Annotated in this window: 11 protein-coding genes, 2 tRNA genes and 1 rRNA gene; 9 read left to right on the top strand and 5 right to left on the bottom strand. The window is 66.1% G+C overall.

What is annotated here, in order from left to right; translation table 11 throughout:
- Positions 1-130 precede the first annotated feature (130 nt).
- The 3 genes from fdh to nrfD are packed head-to-tail and all read left to right on the top strand — an operon-like array spanning position 131 to position 5536.
- Positions 131-3466, top strand: coding sequence for a formate dehydrogenase (gene fdh / locus FDN03_RS05565; RefSeq protein ID WP_171021138.1), 3336 nt, complete (start codon positions 131-133; stop codon positions 3464-3466).
- A 1-nt stretch (position 3467) separates the two neighbouring features.
- Entirely contained in the window at positions 3468-4460 is a 993-nt protein-coding gene (locus tag FDN03_RS05560; protein WP_138174896.1) for a 4Fe-4S dicluster domain-containing protein, read from the top strand.
- Positions 4457-5536 carry an NrfD/PsrC family molybdoenzyme membrane anchor subunit gene (gene nrfD / locus FDN03_RS05555; RefSeq protein WP_138174894.1) on the top strand — a complete coding sequence of 360 codons (1080 nt, stop codon included), beginning with the start codon at positions 4457-4459 and terminating at the stop codon, positions 5534-5536. Before FDN03_RS05560 ends, nrfD begins: the two co-directional genes overlap by 4 nt.
- Here nrfD and selD read toward each other — a convergent pair.
- Positions 5533-6552 carry a selenide, water dikinase SelD gene (selD, locus tag FDN03_RS05550; protein ID WP_138174892.1) on the bottom strand — a complete coding sequence of 340 codons (1020 nt, stop codon included), beginning with the start codon at positions 6550-6552 and terminating at the stop codon, positions 5533-5535. The genes nrfD and selD overlap by 4 nt on opposite strands.
- Positions 6553-6837: 285 nt before the next feature.
- Between selD and FDN03_RS05545 the strand changes: the two genes are divergently transcribed.
- The 4 genes from FDN03_RS05545 (at position 6838) to rrf (ending at position 10369) form a co-directional block, all read left to right on the top strand.
- Positions 6838-6932: transfer RNA gene (locus FDN03_RS05545), tRNA-Sec, on the top strand.
- Between the two features lie 36 nt (positions 6933-6968).
- Positions 6969-8300: an L-seryl-tRNA(Sec) selenium transferase gene (selA, locus tag FDN03_RS05540; protein WP_138174890.1), complete on the top strand. Its 1332-nt coding sequence runs from the start codon at positions 6969-6971 to the stop codon at positions 8298-8300.
- 2 nt (positions 8301-8302) lie between these two features.
- The gene (gene selB, locus FDN03_RS05535; protein WP_138174888.1) at positions 8303-10090 is read left to right on the top strand and encodes a selenocysteine-specific translation elongation factor; all 1788 of its coding nucleotides are present in this window, start codon (positions 8303-8305) and stop codon (positions 10088-10090) included.
- Between the two features lie 161 nt (positions 10091-10251).
- A 5S ribosomal RNA gene (gene rrf / locus FDN03_RS05530) occupies positions 10252-10369 on the top strand.
- Between the two features lie 148 nt (positions 10370-10517).
- On the opposite strand, the gene otsB is transcribed toward rrf, so the two are convergent.
- Positions 10518-11324 (bottom strand): trehalose-phosphatase, encoded by an 807-nt coding sequence (otsB, locus tag FDN03_RS05525; RefSeq protein ID WP_246049694.1) that lies wholly within the window; start codon positions 11322-11324, stop codon positions 10518-10520.
- A 31-nt stretch (positions 11325-11355) separates the two neighbouring features.
- Complete coding sequence (locus FDN03_RS05520) at positions 11356-12804, bottom strand: trehalose-6-phosphate synthase (RefSeq protein WP_249354314.1); 1449 nt, start codon at positions 12802-12804, stop codon at positions 11356-11358.
- Positions 12805-13119: 315 nt separating this feature from the next.
- Here FDN03_RS05520 and FDN03_RS05515 point away from each other — a divergent pair, with 315 nt between their 5' ends.
- Together FDN03_RS05515 and FDN03_RS05510 are read left to right on the top strand one after the other, a co-directional pair.
- Complete coding sequence (locus FDN03_RS05515) at positions 13120-13977, top strand: thioredoxin domain-containing protein (RefSeq protein ID WP_138174884.1); 858 nt, start codon at positions 13120-13122, stop codon at positions 13975-13977.
- A 178-nt stretch (positions 13978-14155) separates the two neighbouring features.
- A tRNA-Thr gene (locus tag FDN03_RS05510) sits at positions 14156-14229 on the top strand.
- A gap of 329 nt (positions 14230-14558) precedes the next feature.
- On the opposite strand, the gene FDN03_RS05505 is transcribed toward FDN03_RS05510, so the two are convergent.
- Positions 14559-16361 carry a hypothetical protein gene (locus FDN03_RS05505; RefSeq protein WP_138174882.1) on the bottom strand — a complete coding sequence of 601 codons (1803 nt, stop codon included), beginning with the start codon at positions 16359-16361 and terminating at the stop codon, positions 14559-14561.
- Positions 16362-16569: 208 nt separating this feature from the next.
- Positions 16570-17352, bottom strand: coding sequence for a hypothetical protein (locus tag FDN03_RS05500; RefSeq protein ID WP_138174880.1), 783 nt, complete (start codon positions 17350-17352; stop codon positions 16570-16572).
- Between the last annotated feature and the right edge of the window lie 269 nt (positions 17353-17621).

Raw genomic sequence — 17621 nt, 5'->3', positions numbered from 1 at the left:
TTGGAGCCTCACCTGTTTAAGCCGTTGGCTTTAGCCGGCCGCCACACCTACGACTACACGACTTTCCGGAAGCTGGACACCAGCGCAAAGCTCCTTGCCGCATTTTTGTGATCTCGGTTATGGTGGACGCATGTCAGGGTTTAGCTTCTTGAATTGGCCGGTCGTACGGCAATTCCGATCGAGCGATCCGCTCGGTCGCGGCGAAGCCGTCATGTCCCAGCGGACCAAAGAGATCACCCCCCGCACTTCCACTGCAGATCGAGTAGTACAAAGCGTCTGCCCGTATTGCGCCGTTGGGTGCGGCCAGAAGGTCTTCGTCAAGGACGAGAAGGTCGTGCAGATTGAAGGCGACCCCGACTCCCCAATTTCCCGCGGTCGGCTCTGTCCCAAGGGTTCGGCCAGCGAACAGCTGGTCAACGCGCCCGGGCGGCAGACCAAGGTCCTCTACCGGCCTGCCTACGCGAGCGACTGGCAGGAACTGGAATTGGACACCGCCATCGACATGGTGGCCGAACGCTTCCTCGAAGCCCGGCGCAACCACTGGCAGGACACCGACGAGCAGGGCCGGGCCTTGCGCCGCACCATGGGCATCGCCGGCCTGGGTGGCGCCACCCTCGACAATGAGGAAAACTACCTCATCAAGAAACTATTTACCGCTGCCGGCGCAGTGCAGCTGGAGAACCAGGCCCGTATTTGACACTCCGCCACCGTTCCCAGTTTGGGAACCTCATTTGGGCGGGGAGGCGCCACTCAAACACTCCAGGACATGGCCAATGCGGACTGCATTGTAATTCAGGGCTCGAACATGGCCGAATGCCACCCGGTGGGCTACCAGTGGGTGGCTGAAGCCAAGGCCCGGGGCGCGAAGGTCATCCACGTTGACCCGCGCTTCACCCGGACTAGTGCCGTGGCCGACAAGCACATCGCAATCCGTGCCGGATCCGACATCGTGCTGCTGGGCGCACTGATCAACTATGTGATCAGCAACGACCTGTGGTTCAAGGAGTATGTCCAGGCGTACACCAACGCCGCCACCTTGGTCAGCGAGGAGTTCCAGGACACCGAGGACCTGAACGGCCTGTTCTCGGGTTTCGACCCGGACACCGGACAGTACGACATGTCCTCCTGGGCCTACCAGCGCAAGGGATCCGATGACGGGGACGGCCAGGATGGCTCCAACGACCATGAGCATGGGGCCGACACCTCCCAGCGCGCCGTGGGGCACAGCCACGGTAGTGGGGGACCGACGCTGGAACGCCCCGAATTTGAGCAGGATCCGACGCTGCAGCACCCGCGCAGTGTGTTCCAGATCCTCAAGCGGCACTATGCGCGCTACACCCCGCAGATGGTGGAGGAAACCTGCGGCATCAGTGCCGAGGACTTCGAATACCTGGCCCGCTCGGTCACCGAGAATTCCGGCCGGGACCGCACCACCTGCTTTGCCTATGCCGTGGGATGGACCCAGCACTCCTCGGGAGCCCAGTTCATCCGCACCTCCTCGATCCTGCAGCTGCTGCTGGGGAACATGGGCCGGCCCGGCGGCGGGATCATGGCGCTGCGCGGTCACGCCAGCATCCAGGGTTCCACGGACATCCCGACCCTGTTCAACCTGCTGCCCGGGTACCTGCCGATGCCCAGCGCCGAACTGCAGAACCTGGACGAATACCTGGACAGCATCTCCTCCCCGGACCAGAAGGGGTACTGGGCCAACGCCGATGCCTACACGGTCAGCCTGCTCAAGGCCTGGTGGGGCGAGGCCGCCACCGAGGAGAACGACTGGGGCTACGGCTACCTGCCGCGCATCAACGGACCCCACGGCACCTACCAGACCGTGATGAGCATGCTCGATGACGAGGTGGACGGGTACTTCATCTTCGGGCAGAACCCGGCCGTCGGCTCCGCTCACGGACGGATGCAGCGGATGGGGATGTCCCACCTGAAGTGGCTGGTGGTGCGCGACTTGAGCCTGATCGAATCCGCAACCTGGTGGAAGGACGGGCCGGAGATTGCCTCGGGCGAGCTGAAGACCGAGGAGATCGGAACCGAGGTGTTCTTCCTGCCCGCGGCCACCCACGTGGAAAAGGCCGGTAGCTTCACCCAGACGCAGCGGCTGCTGCAGTGGCGGCACCAGGCGATCGCCCCGCCCGGCCAGGCGCAAAGCGAACTGGACTTCTTCTACCAGCTCGGCACACGCATCCGCGAGAAGTTGGCCGGGTCCACCGACGAACGTGACCGGCCGCTGCTGGATTTGACCTGGGACTACCCGGGGCAAGACGAGGAGCCGGATCCGGAGGCGGTGCTTGCCGAGATCAACGGTCGGCACCTGAGCGGGCCGCAGGCCGGTGAACCGCTTCAGACCTACACCCAGATGCGCGCCGATGGCACGACCTCGGGAGGTTGCTGGATCTACACCGGGGTCTACGCCGACGGGGTCAACCATGCCGCGGACCGCACCCCGGGCGACCAGCAGAACGAGCTGGCCCCGGAGTGGGGCTGGGCCTGGCCGGCGAACCGGCGCATCCTGTACAACCGGGCCTCGGCCGACCCCGAAGGCAAGCCCTGGAGTGAACGCAAGAAGATCATCTGGTGGGATGAGCAGCAGCAGCGCTGGACCGGGCAGGACGTCCCGGACTTCCCGGTGGACCGCGCCCCGGGCAGCCGCCCGGACCCGACGATCGGCGGGCCCGCTGCGCTGGCCGGTGACGACCCGTTCATCATGCAGTCCGACGGCAAGGGCTGGCTGTTTGCGCCCAAGGGCATGGTCGACGGTCCGCTGCCTACCCACTACGAGCCGCAGGAATCCCCGGTCGCGAACCCGCTGTACCGCCAGCAGCAGAACCCGGCCCGGCTGGTCTACCCGCGCGATGACAACCTCAGCGCACCCAGCGCCGGCGCCCCGGGATCCGAGGTGTACCCCTTCGTGTTCACCACCTACCGGCTGACCGAGCACCATACGGCCGGCGGGATGAGCCGTTGGCTGCCCTACCTCTCCGAGCTGCAGCCGGAGATGTTCTGCGAAATTTCCCCGCAGCTGGCCGCCGAACGCGGACTGGAGCCGTACGGCTGGGCCACGATCATTTCCCCGCGTTCGGCCATCGAAGCCCGGGTGCTGGTCACCGAGCGGGTCAAGCCGCTGAACGTGTCCGGTCAGGTCATCCACCAGGTCGGACTGCCCTACCACTGGGGTGTGGGCAGTGATTCAGTGGTCAGCGGGGACGCGGCCAACGACCTGCTGGGAGTCACCCTGGACCCGAACGTGCAGATCCAGGAATCCAAGGCCGGCTCCTGCGACATCATCCCGGGACGCCGTCCGCGCGGACCGGCCTTGCTGGCGCTGATCGCCGAATACCAGCAGCGCGCCGGGGCAACGGCACAGACCGGCAGCGAGAAGGTCACCGGTGCGCCGCCCGAGCAGGCGCCAGAGACCGGGGCCGAGCACGGCAACGACACGACGAGGGAAGGCTAATGTGAACCACCTGACCGAATCACCGCAGCACACCCGGCACAGCGGTTACCCGCGCAAGGGGTTCTTCACCGACACCTCGATCTGCATCGGCTGCAAGGCCTGCGAGGTGGCGTGCAAGGAGTGGAACCGCAATCCGGCCGATTCGCAGTACGAGCTGCTGGAATCCTCCTATGACAACACCGGGGAACTGGGCGCGGACACCTGGCGGCACGTGGCGTTCGTCGAGCAGAACCGCGAACACATTGAAGCTGCCCGCGAGTCCGGGCGGGCGTTGGTCAGCCTGGGCATGCCGGGAATCGGCCCGCCCGGCGGTAACGGGCAGAACCTGCAGGGGGTGGACACCACCCCACCGGAGACCTCGGACTTCCGCTGGCTGATGTCCTCGGACGTGTGCAAGCACTGCACGAACGCCGGATGCCTGGACGTGTGCCCCACCGGGGCGCTGTTCCGCACCGAACACGGCACCGTGGTGGTGCAGGATGACATCTGCAACGGGTGCGGCACCTGTGTGGCCGGCTGCCCGTTCGGGGTGATCGAGCGGCGCAGCGACGGGGTGGTGGGCACCAAGAGCGAACGGGACTTCACCCCCGGGGAACAGGCCGGCACCCAGAACGTGGGCGTGGCCCAAAAGTGCACGCTGTGCTATGACCGGATCATTGACGGGCAGACCCCGGCCTGCGCCCAGGCCTGCCCGACCACCTCCATCAAGTACGGCACCCGTGAGGACATGGTGGACACCGCCCGCACCCGGGTCGCCGAACTGCACGCACAGGGGCTGACCGAGGCTCGGCTGTACGGGGCGAACAGCCAGGACGGGGTGGGCGGCACCGGTTCGGTGTTCCTGCTGCTGGATGAGCCCGAGGTCTACGGGCTGCCGCCGGACCCACGGGTTCCCACCGCCGACCTGCCGCAGATGTTCAAGCGGGCCGGGCTGGCCGCGGCCGGGATGCTGGCCGGGGCGGCCGCCGCGTTTGTGCTGGGAGGACGCCGATGACGGTCTCGGATTTCGACAGCTACCGGCCCCCGGAGCCCGAACGCCGCAAACGCCGCGGTGGCAAGCGGCGACGCGCCGGAGCCGGTGGGCGCGGGGAGGTGCCGGTGGTGCCCGAGGCCACGTTCGCCTCCTACTACGGCCAGCCGGTGATCAAGCCGCCGCCGTGGGGCAGCCCGATTGCCATCTACCTGTTTTTGGGTGGGGTGGCCGGAGGTTCGGCGCTGCTGGGGGTTGGGGCCCAGCTCAGTGGCCGGCGCGAGCTGTGCCGCAACAGCCGGCTTGCCGCGTTCGGCGCGATTGGGGCCGGCAGCGTGGCGCTGATCGCGGATTTGGGGCGGCCCGAACGCTTCCTGCACATGCTGCGCACCATCAAGCCCAGCTCCCCGATGAGCCTGGGCTCCTGGATCCTGACCGCATTCAGCGCCGCAGCCGGGGTGGCGGCCGCCGCCGAGGTGGACCGGATGAGCGCGGCCCGGCTGCCGCTGGGGCCGCTGCGCCGCGTGTTGCAGGCCCTGGAGGCACCGGCCGGGGTGGGCGCCGGGGTGCTGGCCACCCCGTTGGCCGCCTACACCGCGGTGCTGCTCTCGGACACCGCGAACCCCACCTGGAACGCGGCCCGGCAGGACCTGCCGTTCGTGTTCGTCAGCTCCGCCAGCCTGGCCGCCGGGGGACTGGGCATGCTCACCACCGCGCCGGAGCACGCCGGCCCGGCACGCGCGCTGGCCGCCATGGGGGCGGCCGGGGAACTGGTTGCCACCCGGGTGATGAAACGCAACATGGACCCGGTGGCCGCCGAGCCGCTGGAGCTGGACGGGCCGGGCCGGCTGCTCAAATGGAGCGAACGGCTGACCATTGCCGGTGGGGTGGGCGCCGCGGTGGCCGGGCGCAGCCGTTGGCTGGCCGCGGGCTCCGGAGCCGCACTGCTGGCGGCTTCGGCGTTGACCCGCTTCGGGGTGCTGCGTGCCGGGCTGGCCGCGGCCCAGGACCCGCGCTACACGATCGAACCGCAAAAGCGCCGGCTCGCCGCCCGCCGTAGGGCCGGCATCGTGCACGATTCGATCACCACCGCCGGCTAGCGGATCTCAATTCCGCTGCCGGGCACGGTATGCCCAATCACCGGGTAGCCGGGCAGCTGCCCGACCACCAGTAGGCCGCCGGAGGTTTGCGCATCGGCCAACAGCAACAGGTCCTGCTCGCTCACCCCGGCCCCGGCGCGCAGGTGCGGGCGCACCCAGTCCAGGTTGCGGCGGGTTCCGCCGGAAATGTAGCCGTCGCGCAGCGCCTCCGCGGCACCCTCCACCAGCGGCACCGCGGCGCGGTCAATGACGGCGCCCACCCCGGAGGCCCGGCACATCTTGAACAGGTGTCCCAGCAGCCCAAAGCCGGTGATGTCGGTGGCGGCGCGGGCCCCGCTAAGCACCGCGGCCTGGGAGGCGTCCCGGTTCAACTGCACCATGGTGGCGATGGCCTGCTCGAAGACCTCCCCGGTCTGCTTGTGGCGGTTGTTCAGCAGCCCGAGCCCGATGGGCTTGGTCAGGGTCAGCGGCAGCCCGGCCACCGCGGCGTCGTTGCGCAGCAGCTTCTCGGGTTCGGCGATGCCGGTGACCGCCATCCCATACTTCGGCTCCGGGTCATCCACCGAATGCCCGCCGGTGACCGGACATCCGGCCTCCCCGGCCACGTCCAGCCCGCCGCGCAGCACCTCGGTGAGCAGCTCCATGGGCAGCACGTCGCGCGGCCAGCCCACCAGGTTGATCGCGCTGACCGGTCGGCCACCCATCGCGTAGATGTCCGAGATCGCGTTCGCGGCGGCGATGCGCCCCCAGTCGTAGGGGTCGTCAACGACCGGGGTGAAGAAATCCGCGGTGGAGAGCACCGCCAGATCCGGGCGCACCAGTACCGCCGAGGCGTCATCCCCGCCGTCCAGGCCCACCAGCACATCCGGGTGCCCCTGTCCGACCAGGCCGGACAGCGCGTCCTCCAGCTCGCCGGGCGGGATCTTGCAGGCGCAGCCGCCGCCGTGGGCGTAGCCGGTCAGCCGCACCTGATCCGCGTGCGGGGCGCCGTTGTGCAGGGTGGTGTTCTTCTCCATGACGTGTTCCGGGATTGGTCCGGCGGCAGCCGGCCGCCGCAATCCCGTGTTCCCCTTCCCATCCAGGTGTTGGTTCGTGCGCCCATTGCCCCGCGGCCGGTGCGCCCTGCGGTGGCACATCGATGCGGGAGGTCATGAGCTCCATCACATCGTGGCACATATCCCGGACTCCCGCGCGAAATGATGGCCGGATGTGAAGCCGGCTGCCAGGGTGGCCGGGGCGGGAATGAACAGCAGGCTGAGTGCCGGCGCCGCCGGGACCCGGGGCGGTGTTAGCATGATCACGGAGGCGTCCGGGTCCTGGTGGGCCCCCCGGTCTTCAAAACCGGTGAGACCGAGCATCTCGGTCTGGCGGGTTCGATTCCCGTCCGCTTCCGCCAACAGCCAACGCTCCACAGACTTTTGGAAGGGGGCCCGTGGGTACCACCGACCCGCGCCGACTCATCCCGCGCACCGACCGGTTGCTGGCCCACGAGCCGATCCGCCGCGCCGAGCAGCGCCTAGGTCCGAATCTGGTGCGCGGCATCATCCGCCAGGTGCAGGACCAGGCCCGGGCCGGGGACCTGGCCCCCGAAGAGGTGGAAGACCAGGTGGTCGCGGCGCTGGCCCGGCACCGGCCCACCAGCCTGCGCCCGGTGCTCAACGCCACCGGCATCATCGTGCACACCAACCTGGGCCGCGCGCCGCTCTCCGCCTCCGCCCGTGAGGCGCTGGTGACGGCAGCGGGCTATGTGGACGTGGAAATGGACCTGGCCTCCGGACGGCGCTCAAAGCGCGGCACCGGCACCGTGCAGGCCCTGTTGCGCGCCTGCCCGGCCGCGCAGGACGCGCTGGTCGTGAACAACGGGGCCGCGGCGCTGCTGCTGGCCACCACCGTGCTGGCCGGTGCCGGTGAGGTGATCATCAGCCGTGGTGAGCTGGTGGAGATCGGGGCCGGGTTCCGGCTGCCGGAGCTGATCCAGTCCACCGGGACCACGCTGCGCGAGGTGGGGGCCACCAACCGCACTCACCTGCAGGACTACGCCGCCGCCGCGGCCGCCGGGCCGGGCGGGTGCCTGTTGAAGGTGCATCCCAGCAACTTCTGGATCGGTGGGTTCACCAGGGGAGTGTCGGTGGCCGAACTGCGTCCGCTGGCCGATGAACACCACCTGCCGCTGGTGGTGGACCTGGGCAGTGGACTGCTGGAGCCCAATGCGGCGCTGCCGGAGGAACCGGACATCGCCGGGGCGCTGCGGGCAGGGGCCGACGTGGTGATCGCCAGCGGGGACAAGCTGCTTGGCGGCCCCCAGGCCGGGGTGCTGCTGGGCCGCGCCGAGGTGATCTCCCGCCTGGCCCGCCACCCGTTGGCCCGGGCGCTGCGGGCGGACAAGCTGCTGCTCGCGGCCCTGGAAGCCAGCCTGGACGCCGAACCGACCCCGGTGCACGCGGCCCTGCACGCCGACCCTGACCGGCTGCGCGAACGCACCGAGGCCCTGGCCCGGGCCGTGGGCGGGGACGTGGTGGAACACGACGGCCGGGTCGGCGGCGGGGGAGCGCCCGGGGTGCCGCTGCCCGGCTGGGCGCTGCGTTTGCCCGAACAGCTGGCCGCCGCACTGCGCACCGGTGACCCGGCGGTGCTGCCCCGGGTGCACCAGGGCGCGTGCCTGTTGGATCTGCGCTGCATCCCGCAGTCCGAGGACCAGCACCTGGCCGCGGCGGTGCGTGCCGCCCTGGCCGCCCACGCGGCCGCGAACGGCCGGGGAGGCTAGCGGTGTCCGTGGTCGCCACCGCCGGGCACGTGGATCACGGCAAAAGCACGCTGGTGCGGGCGCTGACCGGCATGGAACCGGACCGCTGGGCGGAGGAGCGCCGCCGCGGGCTGACCATTGACCTGGGCTTCGCCTGGACGCAGCTGCCCTCCGGGAGGGAGGTCGCGTTCGTGGACGTGCCCGGGCACGAACGCTTCCTGGGCAACATGGTGGCCGGGCTCGGCCCGGTGCCCGCCGTGTGCTTCGTGGTCTCCGCCGACGAGGGCTGGCGGGAGCAGTCCGCGGACCACCGGGACGTGCTGCAGGCCCTGGGCATCGAGCACGGGCTGGTGGTGCTTACCCGCACCGACCGTGCCGGCGCGCCGCTTCAGACGGTAATCGACCAGGTGCGTGCCGAATTGCGCGGGACCGGGCTGGCGGAGGCAAAGATCCTCCCGGTCTGCGCACCCACCGGGGCCGGGCTGCCCCAGCTGCGCACCGCGCTGGACGGGCTGCTGGATTCCCTGCCCCACCCGCAGCCCGAGGCCCGGGTGCGGCTGTGGATCGACCGCTCGTTCAGCATCAGCGGCGCCGGGACCGTGGTCACCGGCACGCTGCAGGCCGGGCAGCTGGCCAGCGGCGACAAACTCGTGCTGGCGGGGGAAAATGGCGAACACCAGGTCACCGTGCGCGCGGTGCACAGCCGCAACCGGGAGGTGGACGCGGTGGGCGCCACGAACCGGGTGGCGCTGAACCTGCGCTCCGGCCTCCGCGCCGAGCAGGTGCACCGCGGGGATGTGCTGCTCACCCCGGGCGCCTGGGATTTGGTGGACACCGTGGATGTGCGGCGCACCATGGGCGCGGACCTCACCACCGCGCCCGAAGAGGTGCAGCTGCACCTGGGCACGGTGAGCCTGGGCTGCCGGCTGCGGCCGCTGGATGCCGGGCACGCCCGGCTGATCCTGGCCCGGGCGCTGCCGCTGCAGCTGGGGGACCGGCTGGTGCTGCGCACCACCGGCAGCCGCTCCGTGTTCGCCGGCGCCCAGGTGCTGGACGTGGACCCTCCGGCCCTGCAGCGGCGGGGCGCCGCCGCGCGGCGCGCAGCGCAGCTGGCCGGGATGGAGCCGGACGGGGACGCGGCGCTGGAAGTGGCCCGGCGCGGTGCCGTGCGCCGCAGCGCCCTGCAACGCATGGGGGTGCGCGCAGTGCAAGCCGTACCCGACGGGGTGCTGCAGCAAGGCCAATGGTGGGTGCACGCCCCGGTGTTCGACGCCTGGCAGCGCCGCCTGCGCGCCGCCGTACAGCAGCTGCTCCAGGATGACCCGCTGGCGCCCGGGCTCTCGCGTGGGGCGGCGGAAAACCTGCTGGGGGAGGCCGGAGCGGAGCTGCTGCAGCAGGTGATCGACGCCGCCGGGCTGCAGCACCGGGCCGGGTTCATCACCCTGCCCGGGCATCCAGCGGACCTGGGGCCGGCCGAACCCGGGATCCAGGCGGTGGAGCACGCCCTGGCGGCAACCCCCTTCGCCGCACCGGAGGCCCGCGAACTTCAGGCCCTGGGCCTGGGTCCCCGCGAACTGGCGGCCGCGGAACGCACCGGCCGGCTGCTGCGGCTTGGCGAGGGCATCGTACTGCTGCCGCTGGCCCCGGCCCAGGCCATGCGCACGCTCGCGACCCTGCCCCAGCCCTTCACCACCAGCCAGGCCAGGCAGGCTTTGGACACCACCCGGCGGGTGGCCATCCCGCTGCTGGAATACCTGGATGGACGTGGGTGGACGCGCCGGCTGGATTCCGGGCACCGTACCCTCGCCTAGCCAGGGACCGGATGCGAGACCCGCTGCGGGTGTAGCGCAGTTCACGTGCCCCGGGCGGGCCGTGAAATGGACAGGGCCAAACCCTCTTTGATATGTTTATCTGGTTGTCGCGATCGCGATGAACACCGAAACTTCCCGCGGGAAACCGCGAGGGCTAGAGTTACGGCGGTCATAGCGTGGGGGGAAACGCCCGGTCCCATACCGAACCCGGAAGCTAAGACCCACTGCGCCGATGGTACTGCACTCGGGAGGGTGTGGGAGAGTAGGACACCGCCGGACAATATTTGAACGGCTAGAGGCCCCACCAGCTGGTGGGGCCTCGCCTGTTTAACCTCCCCGCAGTCCGCAGCGCAAGAGCGCCTTTAAAAGCCCAGGGTGGGGTGCACCCGGTGCACCACCACCCGTGGGAGCTGGATCTTCGCGCCGGCTAGCTGCGCAGCTCGACCAGGTATTCCAGCAGTTCGGGAAGATCCGCCGGAGCGTCGATCCGGAAATGCGCCGCCGTTTGACCGGCCCCGACCTTGATTCCCAGGTCCCCCTCACCCAGGGCGTTGAAGCCGTCTTCGTCGGTGACGTCGTCGCCCACGAAGATCAGCGACTGGGCGCCGGTGACGGTGCGCAGCCACTGCAGGGCCTGGCCCTTGGTCGTCTTCAGCACGCTGGCCTCCAGCACCGCCTTGCCGGCCAACAACCGCAGCCCGGAAACGGCCTGCAGCTGGCGGTACGCCTCATCCAGAGCGGCCTGCCCGGTGACCGGGTCGGCCTGGCGGATGTGCAGCACCGTGGAGGCCGGCTTGTACTCCAGCGACGTGCCGTCGAAGGCATCGGAGATCTCGCCCAGGATCTGGGTGGTGTCCTGCAGCAGCTGCTCCTGCTGGGCATCCAGGTCAATGTGCTGGGCGTCGGTGTTCAGGAATTCAGGCAGAACCCGCTCGGCACCGTGCGAGCCGATGAGCACCTGGGGCCGCGGCGCCGGGTAGACGGCCTCCAGGGAGCGCAGGTCACGGCCGGAAATCAGGGCGGTGATCACCCCGGGCAGCCCGGCCAGCAGCTGGGCCGCAGCGGCGGAGGCAGGCAGCGGTCGCGCATCCTCCGGGCGGTCCACCAGCGGGGACATGGTGCCGTCAAAATCCAGGGCAATCACCAGGGGTGAAGTGCCCGACAGGCCGGTGAGGGCCCGACGCAGCTCGGGGCTAAGGGCTGAGACCAATGATCCATCCATGCTTCTGTCCATGTGTCTGTTCTATCGCGGGCCGCCAGACCGGTTAGGCCTTGACGCGCGACTTGATGGCCGCGAGTTCCTCCAGGAACTTGTTCGACCACCGCATTACGTCGTGCTCCTCCAGGTGGCGGAACATCCGGCGCATACGCCGTGACTGCTCCTGCGGCGACATGTTCGCGGCATCCACAATACGCTGTTTCATCCCGTCAATGTCGTGCGGGTTGACCAGCACCGCCTGGGTCAGCTGGTCGGCCGCGCCGGTGAACTCGGAGAGCACCAGCACGCCCTTGCCGTCCTGGTGGGCGGCCACGTACTCCTTGGCGACCAGGTTCATGCCGTCGCGCAGCGAGGTCACCAGCAGCACGTCGGCCGCCAGGTACATGGCAATCATCTCGCGCATCGGGTAGGAATGGTGCAGGTAGCGCACCGTGGTGTGGCTGAGCGTGTCGTGCTGGCCGGTAATCTGGCCGACCATCAGCTCGACCTGGTTGCGCAGCTGGATGTAGCGGTCCACGTTCTCGCGGCTGGGGCTGGCGACCTGAATGAGGCAGACCTCGCCGGCCTTGAGCTGCTTGTCGGCCAGGATCTCCCCGTAGGCCTTCAAGCGGTGGCGGATCCCCTTGGTGTAGTCCAGGCGGTCCACACCCAGCATCACGGTCTTCGGGTTGCCCAGGCCCTCACGGATCTGGCGGGCGCGTTCCTGGATCTGCGGATCCTTGGACAGCTCGGCCACATCGGCGGTGTCGATGGAGATCGGGTGGGCGGCGGCGCGGCACACGTTCTGAACGCTGTGCGAGGCATCCGGGGTCGCCTCATGGCCCTTGACCGAGTAGTTGGTGTAGCGGCGCAGCCCGCGCACGAAGTTTGCCGCGTCGGTTTCGCGCTGGAAGCCCACCAGGTCGGCTCCGGCCAGGCCCTCCAGGATCTGGCGGCGCCAGGGCAGCTGGGAGAACAAGCTGGCCGGCGGGAACGGGATGTGGTTGAAGAACCCGATGCGCAGATCCGGGCGGGCCTCACGCAGCATCTTGGGCACCAGCTGCAGCTGGTAGTCGTGCACCCACACGGTCGCGCCGCGGGCTGCCACCCGCAGCACCGCGTCGGCAAAGCGGCGATTGACCTTGCGGTAGTTCTCCCACCAGGTGCGGTGGTATTCCGGGGGCACAATCACATCGTGGTACAGCGGCCACAGGGTCGAGTTGGAGAAGCCTTCGTAGTACAGCTGCAGGTCCTCTTCGGAGAGCGGAACCGGCACCATGTGGATTTCGTCCTTGTCGAAATCCTCCAGCACCTCGTCGGTGGCGCCATGCCACCCGACCCAGGCGCCGGTGGAGGCCGCCATGACGGGAGCCAATGCCGTCACCAGCCCACCGGGGGAGCGGCGCCATCCTGGCGAACCGTCCTCATTGGTGATGCGGTCAACCGGCAGACGGTTGGCGACCACCACGAAATCATAGTCCGTATCCGGGATCTGGATCTCAGCGTCCTGGCTCACGATTGACCTCCTGAATGTCGTGATTCGCGCATTCGGTGATTCATCTGCGCACGATGGTTCCACGACGAATTCTACTAACGTCGGGGACCCCATTGCCTCATGAGCCTAGTGAATCAATGTGACTAAGGAAACTTGGATGGATATTTGTGTCTCCAGTTGGCGACGGATCCGCGCTGCCGGCTGAGCGGCATATTTGGGAAGCATAAGTGAGTGCTGTGAAGCGCTCTCAAGGGCGCCATCGGCGCGACTTTGCGCCAACGGATTGGCTAGGATTGTCTCGGATTCAGTCTGTCGCAGAGCAAGGACTCAGAGAATATGTCTTCAACAAACCCCCGGCCGTCCAAGTCTGAACGGCAGGCCGGCGCGCGCGAAAAGGCCGCGCAGATCCGAGCTGCCCAGGAAGCGGCGGAGAAGCGCAAGTCGCTGTTCGTCAAGCTGGGCGTCGTCGCCGCAGTGGTCGTGGTGATCGCGCTGGTGGTCGTACTGATCCTGCAGAACCAAAGCGGCAAGGTCGCCGATTCGGGGACGGCTCCGAAGGGCGGCAACGCCGCCGGCGGCATCACCCTGGTTTCGGACACCGAGTTCGCCTCAACTTCCGAAGTCAACGTGGATGTCAACAACGCTGGCGAAGCACAGCAGGGTGCGGAACCCAAGCCGCGCGACCTGAAGGTGGGGGCCAAGGGCGAACCGGTGAACATCACCATTTACGCCGATGCGAACTGTGTTCACTGCGCGGACTTTGAAAAGACCTACGGCCAGCAGCTGCACCAGTGGCTGGCTGATGGCAAGGTCACCGTGGAATACCGCATGGTCGGTTACCTGGATCGTGGTTCGGCCACGAACTACTCCTCACGTGCGGCCAACGCCATGGCCTGCGTTGCCGATGCCGACCCTTCGGCCTACCTCGGTTTTGTGGAGGGCGTCTTTGCCCACTACGAGCAGGGCGAGATGAAGAATGCCCAGCTGGCAGAGTTGGCCAAGTCCAAGGGCGTGGACGTCTCCAAGTGCATCGATGACGGCAACTTCCGCCCGTTCGTGCAGTACACCACCGCAGCCGCCCAGGCTGACGGCATCGCCGGTACCCCGACGATCTTTGTCCAGGACAAGGAATTCGTGCTGGGCCAGGATGACTTTGTGGCCCAGGTCGAAGCGGCCATGAAGGCCAACGCCTAACCTCTTGGGGGTTCGCGGGAGGATCGGGTAGGATCCCGTATTGATCTCGCACCTAAGAAGCCGTGGGGAGTCCGCTATGACGCGGGCTCCCTTCGGCCGTTAAGAGGGCAGCTTTCGGCTGGCGCTGTGAGGGGCGAATTCGCCCGCCGGTGGCAGTTCCGATATTCTTATTCGGTACGCCTCCTTAGCTCAGCTGGCCAGAGCGTCTGTCTTGTAAACTGAAGGTCACCGGTTCGAATCCGGTAGGGGGCTCTCACCAACCCCGGTGAACGTGCCATATGCCGCATGTTCCCGGGGTTTTTCTGTGCACTGTTCCAGTGAGTTGAGTTATTCTTCGTCAATGGGAGTCACCTACTCGACGGTTTGTGGAGGCGCCGCTGGTTGGTATGGCAGTGCCCAGCGGCCTCCTCGGCGGGCACGATATTCGTGACGTACCCCGCATCGGAAGTTTTATACTCTCGTTTCGTCCAAAGCCGGTTCTTCCGGCGTGGTCGACACATGTATGCGCTCCACCGATAAAGATTAGCTACATGATTTCCTTGCGACAATAGTGTTAGTAACGATATGCGTCGTTGATGCTCTCATGAGAGATCTGCCAGGGTGTCCGCTAACGCCCATATAGGCCAGTTTTGGATTCGTTCTTGGTCTTCATTGGAAAGTAGATTGAAGCAATGCTGAGCTTCCTCGTGATCGGCAAGAAGTATTGCACAAGCGACCTCGAAGAGAGCTGCGTTGTCGAATTCTCCACGAATCGCTCGGCGCTTCAAAAGTCGTATACCGTCTAAGTCTTCTGGCGTCAGAACCGAGTTCCGGAATTTGATTTGCCATCGATTGATTGCGTGATGGGGTAATTCGCCCTGGCTAGAAATCAGCCACTGATTAAGATTCTTGGAAGCGGAGAGAAATCCTTGTTTGCGGGCTTCATCCTTGTCCGCGGCTCGGATCAGATTGAGAACCGTCTGGTTTGCCAGTTCCATCGTTTCGGGGTACTCGGAGATTGACGCATAGGCCTCCACGATGCGGTCCAGGTGTAAATTCAGCACCGATGGGAGTCGGTCGGCTTCAACAATTTCGTAAGGGGTTACGCGACACAGCTTTTCGGTGCCGGTGTTCGCATCATCGTATTGCATGATGAATTGCCGGTTCAGGTCCGGGGCAAAAAGGTCTCGATATGACCACAACCCGGGTGTCTCACCGTGAAGAGCGATTAATTCAACGCCATATGACCCGACAGGCTGGTAAACTCGGCCCGATCGGTCGAAATCCTGTGGAACTTCGATTTTCTTTACAAGGGCGTGATGCAACTGTACAAGCTGCTTTCCTCGCCTGTCGATCAGCGAATCGAGGTCTACAAGTGCAGGGTCAGTTCCGAGGTAGCCAAACAGCTCGTGTAGGGTCTGTAGATACGCAAAATGCTCTTGGAGTTCTTGATCCTGGCCGGTGGGGTGCAGTTCCACCCCTACTTCTGCGTCGTTGATTCTAAAATTGCCACGCTCCTGACACGCAAGCAGGAACCCTAAGTCGTTGAACCGGCCTCGCAGGCTGTTTTGCATGGATATAGTGATTGATCCAACGGGCTGATCTGGGGTTTCAGTTCTTCGAATGCTGAGTCCAGGGCTTAGCTGCAATTCCACGGTTTCCTTGTCGATTCGACGACGCACCGGACCGTGGAAAGTGAACGGGCCGCAGCTAACAGTCAGGTCGGTTCGTTCTCCAATGTACGACTCGGGAACGATCACGAATTCAGCTTTCAACGGGGCCGCGGCAATTGCGTCCGAACTGTATTCCAGCGTGTAATCGATCTCGGAATACTTCAATGTGACGGGGGCGCTAAGGTCTAATGCGCCGTCGGTATAAATCGTGAGCTCGCCTGGCTGTTTCAGTAGCGCGGCGTCAAGTCGTAACTCTGGGGATTCCTTCTTAGTCTGCAGAGCGAAATTTACAATCCTTTCCACCGCATTAGCTTCTGACGGAAACTTCTTAAGCAGAATGGAAACTGTTTTCTTGTCGGACCCTGCCTTGTCGAGCAGATCCTGAATCTTGTAAGGATTCAGAATGATATAGAAAGGTTTGCGCTGGTTCGTGTCACCAATCAGAAAAACAACGAAGTACAAGACCCCTGAGGTTTTTATGTAGCCCCTCAAGTCTTCCGTGGATATTGAGAACGACCGTTTGATCTTCGTCTTAGTTGAAACGCGGCGGCCTTTGACCTGGACGTCTACTCGTCCTCGGAAGGTGGCTTTCTTGTAATTTTCATCGTCATGTAGGTCAATGTACCCATCGGTCAACAATGTCTTGTCATTGGTAGTGATAACGGGGTTTAGATGCGGACATCGTGCAAGGATATCGCTGATTTGGTTCACAGCTAGTAGCTCCGCGCTCATAATTTCCATTATGCCCGGATAAAACGGCGCATGGTAGAACGGGATTAAACGGCCAAGGGACACATTTCGACAATAAGAATGCGGTTGAACAGCAATCTGCCGCTGCGTTTGACACCGGTCAGGCCGATGATCCTCATAGTGTTCCTCTCGTCGCGGGGCTGTTTCAGTGCCCTCGAAGGTTTCTATGCACGGGTTCGGCTGACGGATGTCACTTTTTGGTCGGCTTCTTTTTCCCGCCCAGCAGGCTTTTGACGACGGCGGACTCGCGGAAGGTGCGCTGGGCGCGGCGGCGGGCGTCGGTCAGGTTGCCTGAGGCGGTGCTCATTTCCACCGGGCAGGTGTGATTGGCGTCGATCGAGTAGCGGCGGCGGCATTCCGGGCACTCCTCGACCCACACGTTGACCGCGGGGCGGATGAACTTGTTCCAGGTGGCGTGCGGGTTGGTGGAGCTCAGGAACTCCTTGGCCACCTGCGGTTCGACCAGCCGGCCGATCACCTTGCCCACGTAGTTCACCGACAGGATCTTGGTGACCGAGTCGTAGGCGATGTCCTTGTACGCGCCGCCGAACAGCGACTTGCCTCCGGAACGGGTGCCGGTGCGCGCGCTCTTCTCCCGTCGGCGGTCCAGCAGGTTGCCGACCTCCTCCAGGGCGACGGTGGGGCGACGGGCTTCCAGGACGGCTGCGACCGCTTCGGCCGCCTGGTGGCCGCCGGAGCTGGCCCCGTGCTTGCCCAGGGTGGTGGTCTGCCATTCGCCGCTGGCGGTCTTTACCGCGCGCACCCACGAGTGCAGGGTCGCGCCGGAGGCGGTTTTCATTTCGATCGGGATGTCCAGCACCTCGTCGTTGATCGCCTTGGCGAACTCCTTGATGGCGGTGGCCGAAGGCATGCGCAGCTCAATGCCCGAGCCCTTGTAGGTGCGCAGCACGGTGCGCCGGTACCCGCCGGAGGAGTCCCCGGCCAGCTTGGCCTTGGTCCAGTCATCGGGCATCTTGTGGATTTCCTTGCCGGCCTCCTGGTAGTCGGCCAGGTAGGCGGACTTCTCCCAGAACTCGCGGGCGGTCAGCTTGCGCCCACCGTCCCGGACTTCCCTCCTGGCCGGGACGTATCCTTCGCCGGCCAGGGCGGCCAGGCGCAGGTCGGTGGAGTCCTGCAGGGCGATCTTGGCTGTGTTTCGTCAAGTTTAAGTAGGCCATTAAAGCTCTCAAAAGTAGGCCACTTCAGCACCGTTTTAGGCCATTTCAGCGGCATCGCCCCGAT

Origin of the sequence: Glutamicibacter sp. V16R2B1 (genome assembly GCF_005774635.1) — a bacterium.
Classification (GTDB): Bacteria; Actinomycetota; Actinomycetes; order Actinomycetales; family Micrococcaceae; genus Glutamicibacter; species Glutamicibacter creatinolyticus.
Note: the sequence above shows the minus strand (reverse complement) of the source record. Positions and strands in the feature narration are given on the sequence as shown.